Genomic DNA, 15,705 nt, shown 5'->3' on the forward strand with positions numbered 1-15,705 from the left:
CTCATCTCAGGCTCCTTCGGCCAGTGCCAGCGGCAGGCCGGTCAGTTCACGCAGTTGTGCGATGTCCATGCCTTCCACCATTTCCAGCACGGTGGCGCCGCCGGGGCCGAGGTCGAACACCGCCACATCGGTATACACGCGCGATACGCAGCGCAGGCCGGTAAGCGGGTAACTGCAGTCGGCCACCAATTTGCTTTCACCCTTCTTGGTGAACAGGTCCATCATCACGAAGACCTGCTTGGCGCCGATGGCCAGGTCCATGGCGCCGCCCACGGCGGGAATGGCGTCGGCCGCACCGGTACTCCAGTTGGCCAGGTCACCCTGCACCGACACCTGGAAGGCGCCCAGCACGCAGATGTCCAGGTGGCCACCCCGCATCATCGCGAACGAGTCGGCATGGTGGAAATAGCAACCCCCGGTGAGCAGGGTGACCGGCTGCTTGCCGGCATTGATCAGGTCGGGGTCTTCGTGGCCGGGCGCCGGCGCCGGGCCCATGCCCAGCAGGCCGTTTTCCGACTGCAGGAAGATTTCCTTGTCGGTCGGCAGGAAGTTGGCCACCGTGGTCGGCAGGCCGATGCCCAGGTTCACGTAGGCACCTTCGGGAATATCGCGGGCCACGCGCGCGGCCATCTGTTCGCGGCTGAGCTTGTTCATGCCTGTACTCCTGCTGCGGCCACCGGCACCACGCGCTGCACGAAGATGCCGGGCGTCACCACCGCTTCCGGGTCCAGTTCGCCCAGCGCCACCACCTCACGCACCTGCACGATCGCGCAGCGTGCGGCCATCGCCATCAGCGGGCCGAAGTTGCGCGCAGTCTTGCGGTAGACCAGGTTGCCCCAGCGGTCGCCGCGGTCGGCCTTGATCAGCGCGAAGTCGGCATGCAGCGGATATTCCAGCACGTAGTGGCGGCCATCGATCTCGCGCGTTTCCTTGCCCTGGGCAAGTTCGGTGCCGTAACCGGTGGGAGTGAAGATAGCGCCCAGACCGGAACCGGCCGCGTGGATGCGCGCGGCCAGGTTGCCCTGCGGCACCAGTTCCAGCTCGATTTCACCGGCGCGGTAGGCCGCATCGAAATGCTGCGAATCGGACTGGCGCGGGAACGAACAGACGATGCGGCGCACGCGCTTGTGCTTGATCAGCGCGGCCAGGCCGGTATCGCCGTTGCCCGCATTGTTGTTGATGATGGTCAGCTCGCGCGCGCCCTGCGCGATCAGCGCATCGATCAGCTCGTCGGGCATGCCCGCGGTACCGAAGCCACCGATCATCACGGTGGCCCCATCGTGGATATCGGCCACCGCTGCTTCGGCGCTGGCCACGGTCTTGTCGATCACTGCATTGCTCCTTGCCCTGCCCTTCGCTGGTACCTACCAGCGCGGCGCACGGCCACTGCGACGGGAAAACATGACGCGGACATGGTGCGCACAGGCCCCTGCCCGGTCAATCCGATATTCGGCCATTCAATCCGATAATCGCACATTGCCTGCATGGCTCCGGAAGGCGGTTCAACGCCGGTTCTGGCCCACGCCCACGCGCAGCCCCAGGCACGCCCAGGCGGCCAGCAGCAGCGGCAGCGCGCACAGCACATACAGCGCCGACGGCGGCCAGTGGCCATCCACCAGCACGCCCACGGTAAGCGGCGACAGAATGGCGCCGACCCGGCCGATGCCGATCGCCCAACCCAGGCCGGTGGTGCGCACCTGTGCGGCGAACACCACCGGTGCGGCGGCGTACAGCCCTGCCATGGCAGCAAACAGCGCGGCACCAATCACGAAGGCCAACGGGAAGGCCACGTTCAACTGCGTGTTGAACGCAGCAAAGCCCAGCATCGCCACCATCGCCAGCAGCAGCGCGCCGGCGGTCAGGCGGGACAGCGACCAGCGCGAGGCCAGCCAGCCGAACAGGCTGCCGCCGACGATGCCGCCCAGGTTCAGCAGCACGCCACCGGTGATGCCCTGCTGCGCCGAAACACCTGCAGATACCAGCAGCTTCGGGGTCCAGCTCAGCACGAAGTAGAACGCGAACATATGCAGGAAGAACGCCAGCGCGATCAGCAGCGCGACACGGCGCAGATCACCCACGAACAGCGCGGCGTAGCCCTGCGGCTGGCCATCGCGCACCGGTGCCGGCGGCAATGCCTGCAGCGCCGGCATCTGCATGCGCGACAGCAGCGCGTTCAAGCGCGGCAGCGCATCGGCCGGGCGCCGTGCCACCAGGAAATCCAGCGATTCGGGCAGGCACTTGAGCACCAGCGGGATGCACAGCAGCGAGGCACCCGCGCCGATCAGGAACACGCTGTGCCAGGACCAGTGCTGCAGCATCCACGCCGCCAGCACGCCACCGGCAGTGGCGCCAATGGGATAACCGGTTGCCTGCAGGGCCACGGCGGTGCTGCGCCACTTGGCGTTGGCATACTCGGCGGTGATCACCCCTACACCGGCCAGCATGCCGCCAATGCCGATGCCGGTGAACACGCGCAGCGCGCCCAGCTGCCAGGCGTTGCCGGCCAGCGCCGACAGTGCCATGCCCGTGGTCAGGATCAGCAGGCAGCACACGATCATCGGCCGCCGGCCCCAGCGGTCAGCCAGCGGCGCCAGCAGGAACGAGCCCAGCGCCATGCCGACCAGGCCGGCACTGAGCATCAGCCCCAGCACCTTGCCCGACAGTTCCCAGTCCGCCGACACGTGCGGCGCAGTGAAGGCCATGACCATCACGTCGAAGCCATCGAGCATGTTCAGCAGCACGCAGATGGCGATGGCGGTCCACTGGAAGGGACTCATCCGTTCCAGGACGAGCGGCGGTGCAGCGGCGGAGGCGTGGCTCATGGTGCGGTTTCCTGCAACAGCGTGAAGCGGCGGAACATCCGGCGTGGTGGTCTCAGCGACCGGCCTGGCTGGAAGCGTGGATGACCTGCAGGACGTCCTGCAGTTGTTCGACTTCAACCTGGCCCGGCGCCGACGGCGTGCCGATCATGCCGAAGGTCAGCGCCTGGCCGAAGGTTTCCCCGGCCAGTCGCGAGACCACGCCGGTGCCGCCCATCGACATGGTCAGCAGCGGCTTGTCACTGCGCTGGCGTACCTGCCAGGTGGCGTCCAGCAGGGCCAGCACATCGCCGGCGTCGCGCGGCATCACCGCGATCTTCAGCACGTCCGCGCCCATCGCCTGCTGATTCAGCAGGCGCGCGACGATCTCCTCGCGCGGCGGCGTGGCCTGGAAATCGTGGTTGGACATCACCACCTTCACCCCCGCCTTGTGCGCCTGCGCCACCAGCGCCTGCACTACGTTCGGGTCGCGGAACATTTCCACATCGATCAACTGGGCAAAGCCACCGCGCAGCAGCGTGGCGTACAGCGCGCCGTAGTCGCGGTCACTGATCGCCTTCGCACCGCCTTCGGCCTTGGTACGGAAGGTGACGATCATCGGCTTGCCGCCCAGCGTGGCCTGGATGCGCTTGCCCAGCGCCACCAGCTTGCTGCCATCGGTGGCGATATCCAGGTAATCGATGCGCCATTCGGCCAGGTCGGTGTGCGTGCTGGCGGCGATGGCCGCGGCCTGCTGCAGGGCGAGTTCGGCACTGGCACCGGTAATCGGCACGATGGTGCGTGGACTGCCCTCGCCGATGCGCAGCGAGCCCACCTGCAGCACCGCCGGCGGCGGTGCGGCCAGGGCCAACACGGGGGAGGTGCACAGCGCACCGGCGAGGACAAGGGAGGCAAACGGAATACGCATGGCAGTCACCAGGGCGTGGAAGGAGCGCGCGACCATCAGAAGGTCACCTTGGCCTGGACACCCACGGCCCAGGCGTTGTCGGTACCGCTGTAGTTGAACGTGCCGGGATTGACGATGTACTGCACGTCGGGGCGGATCATCAGCCACGGGTTGACCTGGAAGCTGTAGGACAGTTCGAACAGCTCCTCGGCCTGGCTCAGGTTGTACAGCGGCGAATCCACCGGCACGCCACCGGCGGCCAGCGAAGCGCGGCGCGCATCCACCAGGCGGTCGTTGATGTCGGCGCCCACGTAACCCAGCGCGATGCTGTCCTGCGCGCGCGAACCGATGCCCTGGTACACACCACCCACTGCATACCAGCGCTTGATCTGCGCGGTATCGGCGTCGGACACCATGTACTGTGCGAACGCCGTCAGACCGCGGCTGGGGTCGGCCGACTCCTGGGTCAGGCGCTGCTCGGCCAGCACGTAGGCGCCGTGGCGTCCGGTGGTGGGCGAGGTATCCAGGCCGCGCTGGTCCACGCGCGAGGTGTCGTAGTAGCCGCCGAACTTGTAGACGCCGGCGTAGCGGCTGCCCTTGGCCGGGGTCCAGGTCACTTCCACCGGGAACAGCGAACCGGTGGTGCCCGAGGCGAACGGGCGGAACGCATTGCGTTCGATGTTGCCGCCCAGGTTCGGATTCACCTGGAACCAGCCGGTGCGCACGTTCAACGCCGGGCTGACCTGCTGCGCCACTTCACCGCCCCAGCGCGCCACCGGGTAGTTGTACCAGCCGCTGTTGCCGGACATCGCCAGCGGGTGCGCGCAGAACGCGGCGTTGACGAAATGGGTCAGCAGGCTGTGCAGGCCGAACTGGTTGCCCATCGCGTAGTAGCCCAGCTTGTAGTACGACTGGCCACCGTTGAAGGTCTGGTCGTAGCTCAGTTCGGTCAGCCGCGTGTACTGGCCGCCGTAGGCTTCCTGGATCGGGAAGCGGTTGCCGACCAGATCGGCCGAGGTACTGCGGCCACGCCGGTCATTGAGCGTGAAGTGGAAGGCACCGCCGTCCCAGCCGGCCAGCTTGCCCATGTCCAGGTCCATGCCCACGCGCACCTGCTGCGCATAGCGGGCGCCGGTTTCACCGTAGCCACCGTCCACCACACCCATGGCCTCGCCCACGTAGTCGCCGCGGAAGGCAATGCCGCGCTCGTACAGATCGGTGCGGGTACCGCCCCAGTCGCCGGTGAGCGTCTTGCCCGCGTAGCGATTGCTGGATTGCGCGCTGGCGACGGCCGGCAGCAGGGCCATCGCGGCCAGTACGGCCAGGGAAACAGGCTTTGCAGGAATCATGGTCAGGGTCTCGGAAAGGTGATCAGCGCAGCGACAGCGGCGCGCTCAGGGGCGACGTGGCGCCCTGCGGCGAGGTGACCGTGGCGGTCACACCGCCCAGATCCGCAGCATCGGCGCCATTGCCCAAGGGGAAGGTGAAGGTGCCGTTGCCCTGGCTGTCGGTACGCGCCTGCACGGTGCCCAGCACGCGCTCGGCTTCGCTGCCGTTGGCCGCACGGTTGCCGAACACTTCCACCTGGTAGTGGCTGTCCGGCTGGCCGTGGAAGCTGCCGGTCAGGCTGCGCTGGGCGCCCTTGCCGTGCACCGCAACCAGTTGCGGCGCCGCCTGGCCCAGGTTGGCCAGCGGCTGGCAATCGGCCTGGCCGGCGGCGCTGCAGATGCGCGCACGCTTGGCCGGATCGGTGTCCACGCCGCGCCCGCGCGAGCCGACGAAGCTGGCATGTTCCAGCCCCGGCACACCGAACACGATGGCGCCGCGCGGCTGGCCCTTCACGCAGGCACCGCCGGCTTCGCAGCGCTCGATCGGCAGACCGTTGCCGAAGATGCGGTTGGCGCTGAAGCGGTTCGGCACACTGACCGGCTGCGGGCGCACGCCAATGCCGATGCCGTTGCCGGTGATGGTGTTGCCATCGACCACGTTGCCGCTGCCGGTGATGCTGAGCCCGATCGAGTTGCCGGTGAAGGTATTGGCCGCGATGTAGTTGCGGTTGCCCCAGTTGATCTGCAGGCCATCGGAGTAATCGACGAAGCGGTTGTGCACCACGCTGTTGTCATTGCCCCACAGGATCTCGATGCCCTGCGACGGTTCCGGGTTGGCCTTGGTGGACTGGAACAGGTTGTCGGCCACCAGGTTCCAGGCAGCGCCGCGGGTCAGTTCCAGGCCATCGCCGTTGTCCAGGAACACGTTGCGCACGATGCGGTTGTGCACCGTGGTGGTGGCGGTGGACTGGCCCTTGCCATCGTCGCCGGTGAGCATGATGCCGGCACCGCCCTTGTTGGCGACGATGCGGTTGTCATGGATTTCGCTGTGGCTGGCGCGGTTGATCAGCACGCCGATGCAGAAGTTGCGGATCTCCAGGCCGGTCAGTTCGACGCCCTGGGTATCGCGCAGCACCAGGCCAGGCAGCGTGGTAGTGCGCACATTGGTGCCGGACTGGCCCGGCTCGGCACCCGGGCAGGCATCGGTGCCGGTGCCGGTCACGTAGGCCGAGCCATCGATGGCCACGAACTGGCCGTCGCGTGCCCACGGCGTGCCGACGATCTGCACCGGGCCCTTGATTTCCGGCAGCGGCGAGGCCGGCTTGATCACGTACGGGGCAGCGCCCACCGCATCGATTTCAATGCGGTAGCGGCCCGGCGTGGCGTTGGCGGTATTGATGGCCCAGCGCAGCGAGCCGGCGTTGCTGTCGTCGGCGTAGCGATCGACACGCAGCACCTGCAGCGCTTCACGCGGCGGTTCGGCCTGGTAGGCCAGCGCCAGCGACGGCAGCAGGGCAAGCAGGGACAGGGAAACGACAGACAGACGACGGCACATGCGATCACTCCGCACAGGTGAAAGAGATCCAACGGTCTTCCCCTGCACCTGGCTTCAGCACCGTGACCGATGCTGCCCTCGCCCCGCCAGGGGTGGATCGCTTGGACTGCTATGAAACTGCGGAAGTGAAATTAGGTTTATCGCACTGCACCATTCAAGTGCGGTAATCGACTGTGCGTGCGAATATCGCACTGAATAGGTAATACGTTGGTTGTAGGGGGGTTCTTTGCAGGGCTTGCAGCCCTGCACCCGCTCAATGCAACGGCAACGGCGAAAGCAACAGCAAGAGCAACAGCAACAGCGGCATTCCGTGGGATGGCGGGGCGGTGTCGAATTGCGGGGACGCCGCAAGTACGTCCTTGTAGGCTTGGCAGCCGCATCCATGCGGCTGACACCCCGCAATCCGACACCGCCCCGCCTTCGACAGATTCACGCGGCGGTTGGTATCTGCGCCAATTGTCCCGCGCGGCTGTTGGTAGGTGTCGACCTTGGTCGACACATCTTTCAGATATCGAACGAATTCATCCGTGTCGACCAAGGTCGACACCCACCAGAGCAGAATGCCGTTCCAGCAGATCGCGGGAAACTGTCGAAGGTGGGGCGGTGTCGGATTGCGGGGTGTCAGCCGCATGGATGCGGCTGCCAAGCCTACAAGGACGTACTTGCGGCGTCCCCGCAATCCCACACCGCCCCGCCATCCCACGGAATGCACGCTTTTGACGTTGCTGTTGCATTGAGCGGGTGCAGGGCTGCAAGCCCTGCAAGAGAACTCCCCTACGAACTGCAGGACAGCATCGAGCAGCCGGCGCGGTGCTCGGCCCAGGCCGGCCGCTTGCCTGCGTAATGTTCCAGCCCCGGCCGCTGCGTATACGGATCGCGCAGCACCTCCTGCAGCGCATGCACGCCCCCCAGGTCGCCCTGCTCGGCGCGATCGATGGCCTCCTGCGCCAGCCAGTTGCGCAGCACATACAGCGGATTGGCTGCCGCCATCTTCGCCTGCCGCGCTTCGGCCGACAGCGGGTCCACACGCAACCGCGCCGCGTAGTCCTGCAGCCACTGCTGCAACGGCGCCTGCACCGCCTGCCGTCGCGCCTGGTCGTAGTACACATCGCCCAGTGCGGCCACGTCCGGCGCGGTCACATCCACGCCCATCAACGCACGCCACGCCAGGGTCATGTCCATGCCGCCGTCCTGCAGCAGCTGCTGCCAGCGCAGGTACAGCTGCAAGTCCTCGTCGTCAGCCGCCGCCAGCCCCAGCTTGGCCGCCGCATCGCGCCGCGTGCAGGCCACGAAGGTGGACTGGAACGCCGCAAGCCCCGCCTGCAGCGGCTGCACATCGGCGAACAACGGCGACAGCGCCTGCGCCAGCCGGTTGAGATTCCAGTACGCCACCTGCGGCTGGGTGCCGAAGCGGTAGCGGCGCCCCTGCGCGTCGGTGGTGTTGGGTGTCCAGTCCGGGTCGTAATCCTCCACCCAGCCGTAGGGGCCGTAATCGATGGTCAGGCCGAGCACGGACAGGTTGTCGGTGTTCATCACCCCATGCACGAAGCCGACGCGCATCCAGTGCGCCATCAGCTCAGCGGTGCGCACGGCAATCTGCGCGAACCAGTCGCCGTACAGCGCCTCCCCCTCCCCCTGCAGTTCAGGGAAATCGCGGGCGATGCAGACGTCGGCCAGTTGTTTCAGCAGCGTGGTCTCGCCGCGCGAGGCAGGCAGTTCGAACGTGCCGAAGCGCATGAACGACGGCGCCACGCGGCAGACGATCGCGCCGGGCTCGGCGCGCGGGTGGCCGTCGTAGAACATGTCGCGCACCACGTCCTCGCCGGTGCCGACCAGCGACAGCGCACGCGTGGTCGGCACGCCCAGGTGATGCATGGCTTCGCTGCACAGGAATTCGCGGATGGACGAGCGCAGCACGGCGCGTCCATCGGCGCCGCGCGAATAGGGCGTGGGCCCGGCGCCCTTCAACTGCAGCTCCCAATGGCGCCCGTCGGCGGCCACCAGCTCACCCAGCGATATCGCACGCCCGTCGCCCAGCTGCCCGGCCCAATGACCGAACTGGTGTCCACCGTAGTTGGCCGCCCACGGCTGCATGCCGTCGTACAGCGCGTTGCCGCCGAAGACCTGGGCGAAGTCGACGCCCTGCACATCGGCGGCGTCGAAGCCAAGCAACGCGGCAACCTGCGGCGACCAGGCCAGCACGGTCGGCGCCGCGACCGGGGTCGGCAGCACCGATGACCAGGCCGCCTCGCGCACCTCGCGGCGGCGTGGGCCGGATTCGGGGTCGCCCGGCAGGGCGGTCAACAGGCGGTTGTCGAAACGGGGGGCGTGGGTATCCATGCCAGCAGGATGGGGGCGGTCGGCCCCGGCCTCAATCGCCGCGCAGGGCCTGCAGTGCCCCGCCGTGGGCCTCGGCGCGCTGGTAGGCCGGGCGCTGGCCGATGCGTTTCAGGAAGCCCCGCAACGCCGGCTTGTCGTCCAGGCCGCCGCCACGGGCGGCCGCGGCCTGGATCGGGAAACTCATCTGGATATCGGCCGCACTGAACCGTTCACCGGCGAACCACGGGCTTTCGGCCAGGCGCCGCTCCATCCAGTCCAGATGCAGGCGGCGCTGCGGGCCGATGAAGCTGCGCTCGGCCTTGTCGGCGATGCGGCGTGCGATCGGGCGGGCGAAGAACGGCATCGGTGCGCTGCGGATCCGCCCGACCACCAGGGTCAGCAGCAGCGGCGGCATGGCCGACCCTTCGGCGTAATGCAGCCAGTAGCGATAGGCGATGCGCTCGGCACTGTCGGCCGGCACCGGCGACGGCGACAGCACGCGCTGGGTGTCGTAGCGGTCGACCAGGTAGTCCAGGATCGCGCCGGATTCGGCCAGCACCTGGTCACCGTCCTGCAGCACCGGTGCCTTGCCCAGCGGATGGATCTGCCGAAGCTCCGGCGGCGCCAGCAGCGTCTTCGGATCGCGCGGGTAGCGCCGCAGTTCGTAGTCCAGCCCCAGTTCTTCCAGCATCCACAGCACGCGCAGTGAACGCGAGTTTTCCAGGTGGTGGACGATGCGCATGCGGAAACTCCTGAGGTAAGCCCGCATCGTACCGCGCGCGATGCATGCACCTCGCAAAAAAAAAACGCCGGAAGCTTTCGCTTCCGGCGTTCTGGCTACCAAACGGTAGCAGACGGATTAGACCGCCTGCACCTGGTCAGCCTGCATACCCTTCTGGCCCTGGACGGCGATGAAGGTAACCTTCTGGCCTTCCTGCAGGGTCTTGAAGCCGGTGCCCTGGATGGCACGGAAGTGCACGAACAGGTCCGGGCCGCTTTCCGGGGTGATGAAGCCGAAGCCCTTGGCGTCGTTGAACCACTTGACGGTGCCGGTCTGACGATCAGACATTTGACTAACTCCTGAAACACATGTTGAAAAAATCGCAGCCACCGGGAATCGGGGCCGAGACTGAGTTGCAGGCGTTGGTAAAGCGGATCGATGAGCGGATCGTGAGATCAACTGCACCAGGCCACGATTCACGGTGACCCTAGCAAACACAGTGGATCGAACGATACGCGTGTTTTCAGCAAAAAGCGATAGCCCCGGCATTCAGCGGCAGAGCCCCGCCCGCTAGGCGTGACAAGGGCTGGGCCCAGATCAGGGCTAAACCCGAGTCCCTATTCAGGTTTTTCCTACCCTACACTGGGCTGATGACTGAAGCTGAAACCCCCGCTGAACACGCCCGCCCACGCATCTGGGTCGATGCCGACGCCTGCCCGACGGTCATTCGCGACATCCTTTTCCGGGCCGCCGAACGGGTCGGCCTGGAGCTGACCCTGGTGGCCAACCAGTGGCTGCGCACCCCGCCCTCGCGCTGGATCCGCTCGCTGCAGGTGCCGCAGGGCCTGGACGTGGCCGACAGCGCCATCGTCGAACGGGTGGCCGCCGGTGACCTGGTGGTCACCCAGGACATCCCGCTGGCGGCGCTGGTACTGGAAAAGAAGGCCGTGGCGCTGAACCCGCGCGGCCAGCTGTACACCGCCAACAACATGGCCGAGCGCCTGTCCATGCGCAATTTCATGGAGGAACTGCGCGGTGCGGGCGTGCAGACCGGTGGCCCGCCGCCGCTGGGCGCGCGCGACCGCCAGCTGTTCGCGGCCGAACTGGACCGCTGGCTGGCCCGGATCAAACCACGCTGATCAAGCCGCGATGATCATGCCCGCTCTATCGGGTCCGGCGGCCAGCGCAGCGAACGCTCGCTGCTGAACACACGGCGCTCTCCACTCAGCGGGTCCTGGAAGGCCAGGGCTCGGGCCAGCAGCTGCAGCGGCGGCGCATCGTCAATCGGCCGCAGCTGCGGGTACAGGTCATCGCCCAGGATCGGTGCCCCCAGCGCCGCCATGTGCACGCGCAGCTGGTGCTTGCGCCCGGTTTCCGGCCACAGCCGGTAGTGCCAGGCCGCGCCGTGCTCGGCAATCACCTCGATGCGGGTGCGCGCATTGGGTTCGCCTGGCACTTCGGCCATGCGGAAGAAGGGCTCACCCGGCACGATCCGGCTCAACCGCTGCTGCGGGAACGGCAGCCCTGGCAGGGCCGGCGCCAGTGCCTCGTAGATCTTTTCGATGCGCCGTTCACGGAACAGGCGCTGGTAGGCGTCGCGCGAATCGGGTCGCTGCGAGAACAGCACCAACCCGGCGGTCAGCCGATCCAGCCGATGCAGGGGCACCAGGTCGGGATTGCCGGTACGTGCCACCAGACGCGCCAACAGGGTCTCGCGCACATAGCCCCCGGCCGGGGTGACCGGCAGATAGTGCGGCTTGTCGGCCACCAGCAGATGCGCGTCCTGGTACAGCACCGTCTCGCTGAACGGAATGACCGGCTCCGCGCTGACTTCGCGGAAGTAGACGATCTCCAGCCCGACCTGCCACGGCTGGTCGGCCGCAAGCGCCCTGCCCTGCGCATCCTGCACCCGCCCACGCGCGAAACGGTCCAGCCACTGGCCGCGGTCAATGCGCGGAAAGCGCACGCACAGACCGTCCAGCAGGGTCGGCCAGTCACCGGGGGGCAGCTGCAGGCGGCTGGGCAGGCTCATCGAACACACACACAGGGAAGTCGCGGCCAGAGTGCCACCGTTGACACCGCGCAGACACCCCTGCAACGGACACCCCGCCAGCAAACCTCTATCATGGGCGGTCTTTGCCCCCGGAACGCCCATGGCCCTCACCGCCACCATCCGCAAGGCCGAACTGCAGATCAGCGACATGGATCGCGGCTACTACGCGACCCACAACCTGACCCTGGCCCAGCACCCGTCGGAAACCGACGAGCGCCTGATGGTGCGCCTGCTGGCCTTCGCCCTGAACGCCGATGACCGCCTGGAGTTCGGCCGCGGCCTGAGCACCGACGACGAGCCGGACCTGTGGCAGCACGACTACACCGGCGACATCCTGCAGTGGATCGACCTGGGCCACCCCGACGAATCGCGCATCCGCAAGGCCAGCAACCGCAGCCGTTCGGTGCAGGTGGTGAACTACGGCGGCAACGCGTCCGATATCTGGTGGACCAAGCAGGGCAAGGGCCTGGCCCGTTTCGACAACCTGTCGGTGGTCGACCTGGACGGCGCCTTCGTTGAACAGTGGGGCCAGCAGATCCAGCGCGCCATGCGTTTCAGCGTGCTCATCCAGGACGGCGAAGTGCAGATCCTCAACGACCAGATCCAGCTGGACGTGATTCCCAGCTGGCGCAAGCGCGCCAAGGCATGAGCATTACCCGCTGCGACGTGGTGGTCATCGGCGCCGGTGCCGCCGGGCTGATGACCGCGCTCACCGCCGGCCGCCGCGGGCGCCAGGTGCAGGTGCTGGACCACGCCAACAAGGTCGGCAAGAAGATCCTGATGTCCGGCGGCGGGCGCTGCAACTTCACCAACACCGGCACCACCCCGGCCAACTTCCTGTCGGCCAACCCGCATTTCTGCAAATCGGCGCTGGCCCGCTATTCGCCGTGGCACTTCATCGACATGGTGGAGAAGCACGGCATCGCCTATCACGAAAAAGAGCTGGGCCAGCTGTTCTGCGATGTCTCATCGAAGCTGATCGTGAAGATGCTGGTGGAGGAGTGCCAGGCCGCCGGCGCGCAGATCCGCACCCAGTGCAGCATCGAGCGCATCGAACACGGCAGCGATGGCTTCCGCGTGCACACCACGCAGGGGCTGTTCCATTGCGCATCGCTGGTGGTGGCCACCGGCGGGCTGTCCATTCCCAGCCTGGGCGCCACCGGCTTCGGCTACGAACTGGCCCGCCAGTTCGGCCACAACGTGCTGCCCACCCGCGCCGGCCTGGTGCCGCTCACCCTCAGTGGCAAGCACCAGGAACGCCTGGCCGAGCTGAGCGGGGTGGCCCTGCCGGTGCAGGCGCGCTGCAATGGCAAGAGCTTCCAGAACTTCATGCTGCTCACCCATCGTGGCGTCAGCGGGCCGGCCATCCTGCAGATCTCCTCGTTCTGGCAGCCCGGCGACACCCTGGAGATCGACCTGCTGCCCGGTCAGGACGCCGGCGAGTGGCTGCGGCAGATGAAGCGCGAGCGCCCTGCCGCCGAACTGCGCACGGTGCTGGGCGAGGTACTGCCCAAGCGGCTGGCGCAGCGCCTGTGCGAGCACTGGCTGCCGGACCGGCCGGTGCGCCAGCTCGACGAACCGGTGCTGCGCCAGGCCGCGCAGGTGCTGGGCGCGTTCCCGCTGGTGGCCAGCGGCACCGAAGGCTACCGCACCGCCGAAGTCACCCTGGGCGGGGTGGATACGGCCGAAGTGTCGTCTTCCACGTTCGAATCCAAGCGCGTGCCCGGCGTGCATTTCGTCGGCGAGGTGTTGGATGTGACCGGCTGGCTGGGCGGTTACAACTTCCAGTGGGCGTGGGCCAGCGGTCACGCCGCCGGCAGCGTGGTGTGAACCGCATCGCCGTTCGGTGCTCGGCCGGGGCCAGCGCATGGACGTGCCGCCGCGCATCGTGTATCTAGGTTCGCAGATTGGGGAGCAGTGCATGCAGAACGCGAACGACATCACCATCCGCCTGCTGATCGTGGACGACAGCGGCGAAAACGCAGAAGCCATCGTCAGCACCCTGCGCAACAGCGGCATTGCCGTTCGCCCGTGGCGCCCACAGGATTCGGCCGAACTGTCACAGGTGCTGGCCAGCCAGGCCATCGATCTGGTGCTGGCCTCGCCGTCGCAGGGCATCCCCCTGCCACTGGTGGCCCAGCACATTGCCGCCAGCGGCAAGGATATTCCGCTGGTGCTGCTGGCCGACCGCATCGACGAAGACGAACTGGTGCAGGCCAGCAGCAACGGCGTGCGGGCCCTGGCCCTGCGCCAGCGCAACGAGCACCTGCTGGCCGTGGTGCGTGACCAGTGGGTGGATCTGCAGGCACGCCGCGGCCTGCGCCGCATCGAAGCACAGATGCGCGAGACCGAACGCCGCTGCGACGCGCTCATCGCCTCGTCCCGCGACCCCATCGCCTACGTGCATGAAGGCATGCACATCCGCGCCAACGACGCCTACCTGGGCATGTTCGGCTACGACGAATTCGACGATATCGAAGGCATCTCGCTGCTGGACATGGTGGCCGCACAGCACGTGGATGGCTTCAAGCAGCTACTGAAATCACTCAGCCGCGGCGAAGCACCGCCCCCGCAGTACCAGCTGGATGCCCGCCACCAGGACGGCAGCGCATTCCCGGCCACCATGGAATTCACCGCCGCCACCTATGAAGGCGAGGCCTGCCTGCAGGTGGTATTCCGCCGCCGCCTGGAACTGGACACCGAACTGGCGCGCGAAGTGGAAGACCTGCGCCAGCGCGACCAGGTCACCGGCCTGCTCAACCGCCCCACCTTCATGCTGCAGGTGGAAGATGCGGTGGCCCAGGCCGGCCGCAGCGAAGGCCAGTTCGGCCTGCTGCTGGTCGAGCCGGACCACTACGCCCGCCTGATCCCCGATATCGGCCTGGACTCGGCCGACACCCTGATCGGCGCCTTGGCCGGGCTGCTGGCCGAGGTGGTGGGTGACCAGGCGCAGCTGGCGCGCTTTGGCGAACACAGCTTCGCCGTGCTGCAGTCGGGCCCGTATGCGCAGACCGAAGCGCTGGCCGAACGCATCCGCGCCGCCTATGCCGCGCATGTGTTCAGCATTGGGGCGCGCTCGGCCACGGTCACGGTCAGCGTGGGTGGCGTGCAGGTGGGCGAAAAGATCGCCAGCATCGGCCAGGTGCTGGCCCGCGCCAGCGAATGCACCCAGGCCGCCGCCGCGCTGGGCAATACCTGCCGCATCTTCGACCCGGCCGCTGCCGACCGCGTTGAAGAAGAGCGCGTGCAGCGCTGGGTGGCACGCATCCGCGAAGCGCTGGCCGGTGAAGGCTTCCAGCTGCACTACCAGCCGGTGCTGAACCTGCAGGGGGAATCGCTGGAACTGTACGAGGCCTACCTGCGCCTGGAACACAACGGCGAGCTGCTCAGCCCCACGGCCTTCCTCGGCATTGCCGAAGAACATGGCCTGCTGGCCGACATCAATCGCTGGGTGGTGTCCCGCGCGATCAGCGTGCTCGGCGCGCGCGCGCGCGAGGGCCATGCCACGCAGATGCTGGTGAAGGTGACGCCCGAATCCTTCGATGACCCGAAGATGATCGCCACCCTGCGCCGCGAACTGCAGGCCCACGGCGTGCCAGGCGAACGGCTGTGGCTGCACGCGCCCGAGGCCAAGGTGTTCACCCATCTGCGCGCCGCACAGCAGTTCCTGGCCGAAGTTGCCCCGCTGGGCTGCCGCATCGGCCTGGAGCAGTTCGGTTCGGGGCTGGATTCGTTCCAGCTGCTGGCGCACTTCCAGCCGCAGGTGCTGAAGCTGGACCGCAGCTTCACCAGCGACCTGGTGTCGACCCGCGAGAACATCGATCTGATCAGCCAGATCACCGCGCGTGCGCAGGAAGCCGGCATCCGCACCGTCGCCGAGTTCGTCAGCGACGCCAATTCCATGACCCTGCTGTTCAGTGCGGGCGTGGATTACGTGCAGGGTGATTTCGTCGGCCCTGCCCTGCCGGTCATGAACTTCGAGTTCGGCTGAGCGGCATGCGCCGGGCCGCAGATCGGCACCGGT

The 15,705-nt window shown here is 67.4% G+C and carries 15 protein-coding genes; 4 read left to right on the plus strand and 11 right to left on the minus strand.

Translation table 11 applies throughout. The features are described 5' to 3' along the window. Nucleotides 1-6: 6 nt before the first annotated feature. The 10 genes from G4G00_RS03965 to G4G00_RS04010 all read right to left on the minus strand — a co-directional run bounded on the left by G4G00_RS03965 (nt 7) and on the right by G4G00_RS04010 (nt 9,976). Nucleotides 7-654, minus strand: coding sequence for a 3-oxoacid CoA-transferase subunit B (locus G4G00_RS03965; RefSeq protein WP_164271390.1), 648 nt, complete (start codon nt 652-654; stop codon nt 7-9). Next, nucleotides 651-1,331, minus strand: coding sequence for a 3-oxoacid CoA-transferase subunit A (locus tag G4G00_RS03970; RefSeq protein ID WP_108752848.1), 681 nt, complete (start codon nt 1,329-1,331; stop codon nt 651-653). The genes G4G00_RS03965 and G4G00_RS03970 overlap by 4 nt, the downstream gene beginning before the upstream one ends. A 171-nt stretch (nt 1,332-1,502) precedes the next feature. Further along, complete coding sequence (locus G4G00_RS03975) at nt 1,503-2,822, minus strand: MFS transporter (protein ID WP_164271393.1); 1,320 nt, start codon at nt 2,820-2,822, stop codon at nt 1,503-1,505. Nucleotides 2,823-2,874: 52 nt separating this feature from the next. Beyond that, nucleotides 2,875-3,762, minus strand: a complete 888-nt coding sequence (gene aroD / locus G4G00_RS03980) for a type I 3-dehydroquinate dehydratase (protein WP_164271396.1) — start codon at nt 3,760-3,762, stop codon at nt 2,875-2,877. Then, nucleotides 3,762-5,054, minus strand: coding sequence for a carbohydrate porin (locus G4G00_RS03985; RefSeq protein ID WP_164271398.1), 1,293 nt, complete (start codon nt 5,052-5,054; stop codon nt 3,762-3,764). The genes aroD and G4G00_RS03985 overlap by 1 nt, the downstream gene beginning before the upstream one ends. A 22-nt stretch (nt 5,055-5,076) precedes the next feature. Further along, complete coding sequence (locus tag G4G00_RS03990) at nt 5,077-6,588, minus strand: right-handed parallel beta-helix repeat-containing protein (protein ID WP_164271401.1); 1,512 nt, start codon at nt 6,586-6,588, stop codon at nt 5,077-5,079. Nucleotides 6,589-6,841: 253 nt separating this feature from the next. Beyond that, nucleotides 6,842-7,219 (minus strand): hypothetical protein, encoded by a 378-nt coding sequence (locus G4G00_RS03995; protein WP_164271404.1) that lies wholly within the window; start codon nt 7,217-7,219, stop codon nt 6,842-6,844. A gap of 143 nt (nt 7,220-7,362) precedes the next feature. Beyond that, on the minus strand, nt 7,363-8,928 hold the full coding sequence (locus tag G4G00_RS04000) for a YdiU family protein (RefSeq protein ID WP_164271406.1): 1,566 nt from the start codon (nt 8,926-8,928) through the stop codon (nt 7,363-7,365). Between the two features lie 31 nt (nt 8,929-8,959). Then, entirely contained in the window at nt 8,960-9,649 is a 690-nt protein-coding gene (locus G4G00_RS04005) for a glutathione S-transferase (RefSeq protein ID WP_164271409.1), read from the minus strand. Between the two features lie 117 nt (nt 9,650-9,766). Continuing rightward, nucleotides 9,767-9,976, minus strand: a complete 210-nt coding sequence (locus tag G4G00_RS04010; RefSeq protein WP_004153307.1) for a cold-shock protein — start codon at nt 9,974-9,976, stop codon at nt 9,767-9,769. A 302-nt stretch (nt 9,977-10,278) separates the two neighbouring features. Between G4G00_RS04010 and G4G00_RS04015 the strand changes: the two genes are divergently transcribed. Further along, nucleotides 10,279-10,767, plus strand: coding sequence for a YaiI/YqxD family protein (locus tag G4G00_RS04015; protein ID WP_164271412.1), 489 nt, complete (start codon nt 10,279-10,281; stop codon nt 10,765-10,767). Nucleotides 10,768-10,781: 14 nt separating this feature from the next. On the opposite strand, the gene G4G00_RS04020 is transcribed toward G4G00_RS04015, so the two are convergent. After that, nucleotides 10,782-11,660 carry a pseudouridine synthase gene (locus G4G00_RS04020; protein WP_164271415.1) on the minus strand — a complete coding sequence of 293 codons (879 nt, stop codon included), beginning with the start codon at nt 11,658-11,660 and terminating at the stop codon, nt 10,782-10,784. A gap of 121 nt (nt 11,661-11,781) precedes the next feature. On the opposite strand from G4G00_RS04020, the gene G4G00_RS04025 reads away from it, so the two are divergent. From G4G00_RS04025 to G4G00_RS04035, 3 genes are all read left to right on the plus strand, one after another. Continuing rightward, nucleotides 11,782-12,330 (plus strand): YaeQ family protein, encoded by a 549-nt coding sequence (locus tag G4G00_RS04025; protein ID WP_164271418.1) that lies wholly within the window; start codon nt 11,782-11,784, stop codon nt 12,328-12,330. Further along, nucleotides 12,327-13,511 (plus strand): NAD(P)/FAD-dependent oxidoreductase, encoded by a 1,185-nt coding sequence (locus G4G00_RS04030; RefSeq protein ID WP_164271421.1) that lies wholly within the window; start codon nt 12,327-12,329, stop codon nt 13,509-13,511. Before G4G00_RS04025 ends, G4G00_RS04030 begins: the two co-directional genes overlap by 4 nt. A 91-nt stretch (nt 13,512-13,602) precedes the next feature. Beyond that, complete coding sequence (locus G4G00_RS04035) at nt 13,603-15,672, plus strand: EAL domain-containing protein (RefSeq protein WP_108754776.1); 2,070 nt, start codon at nt 13,603-13,605, stop codon at nt 15,670-15,672. Nucleotides 15,673-15,705: the final 33 nt, after the last annotated feature.

Source organism: Stenotrophomonas sp. B1-1, assembly GCF_010894375.1.
Classification (GTDB): Bacteria; Pseudomonadota; Gammaproteobacteria; order Xanthomonadales; family Xanthomonadaceae; genus Stenotrophomonas.

Bases quoted from the DNA above. Each gene is read 5' to 3' on its own strand.
- G4G00_RS03965 (WP_164271390.1), bottom strand. From the start codon at position 654: ATGAACAAGCTCAGCCGCGAACAGATGGCCGCGCGCGTGGCCCGCGAT.
- G4G00_RS03975 (WP_164271393.1), bottom strand. From the start codon at position 2,822: ATGAGCCACGCCTCCGCCGCTGCACCGCCGCTCGTCCTGGAACGGATG.
- aroD (WP_164271396.1), bottom strand. From the start codon at position 3,762: ATGGTCGCGCGCTCCTTCCACGCCCTGGTGACTGCCATGCGTATTCCG.
- G4G00_RS03985 (WP_164271398.1), bottom strand. From the start codon at position 5,054: ATGATTCCTGCAAAGCCTGTTTCCCTGGCCGTACTGGCCGCGATGGCC.
- G4G00_RS03990 (WP_164271401.1), bottom strand. From the start codon at position 6,588: ATGTGCCGTCGTCTGTCTGTCGTTTCCCTGTCCCTGCTTGCCCTGCTG.
- G4G00_RS03995 (WP_164271404.1), bottom strand. From the start codon at position 7,219: ATGCGGCTGACACCCCGCAATCCGACACCGCCCCACCTTCGACAGTTT.
- G4G00_RS04000 (WP_164271406.1), bottom strand. From the start codon at position 8,928: ATGGATACCCACGCCCCCCGTTTCGACAACCGCCTGTTGACCGCCCTG.
- G4G00_RS04005 (WP_164271409.1), bottom strand. From the start codon at position 9,649: ATGCGCATCGTCCACCACCTGGAAAACTCGCGTTCACTGCGCGTGCTG.
- G4G00_RS04010 (WP_004153307.1), bottom strand. From the start codon at position 9,976: ATGTCTGATCGTCAGACCGGCACCGTCAAGTGGTTCAACGACGCCAAG.
- G4G00_RS04015 (WP_164271412.1), top strand. From the start codon at position 10,279: ATGACTGAAGCTGAAACCCCCGCTGAACACGCCCGCCCACGCATCTGG.
- G4G00_RS04020 (WP_164271415.1), bottom strand. From the start codon at position 11,660: ATGAGCCTGCCCAGCCGCCTGCAGCTGCCCCCCGGTGACTGGCCGACC.
- G4G00_RS04025 (WP_164271418.1), top strand. From the start codon at position 11,782: ATGGCCCTCACCGCCACCATCCGCAAGGCCGAACTGCAGATCAGCGAC.
- G4G00_RS04030 (WP_164271421.1), top strand. From the start codon at position 12,327: ATGAGCATTACCCGCTGCGACGTGGTGGTCATCGGCGCCGGTGCCGCC.
- G4G00_RS04035 (WP_108754776.1), top strand. From the start codon at position 13,603: ATGCAGAACGCGAACGACATCACCATCCGCCTGCTGATCGTGGACGAC.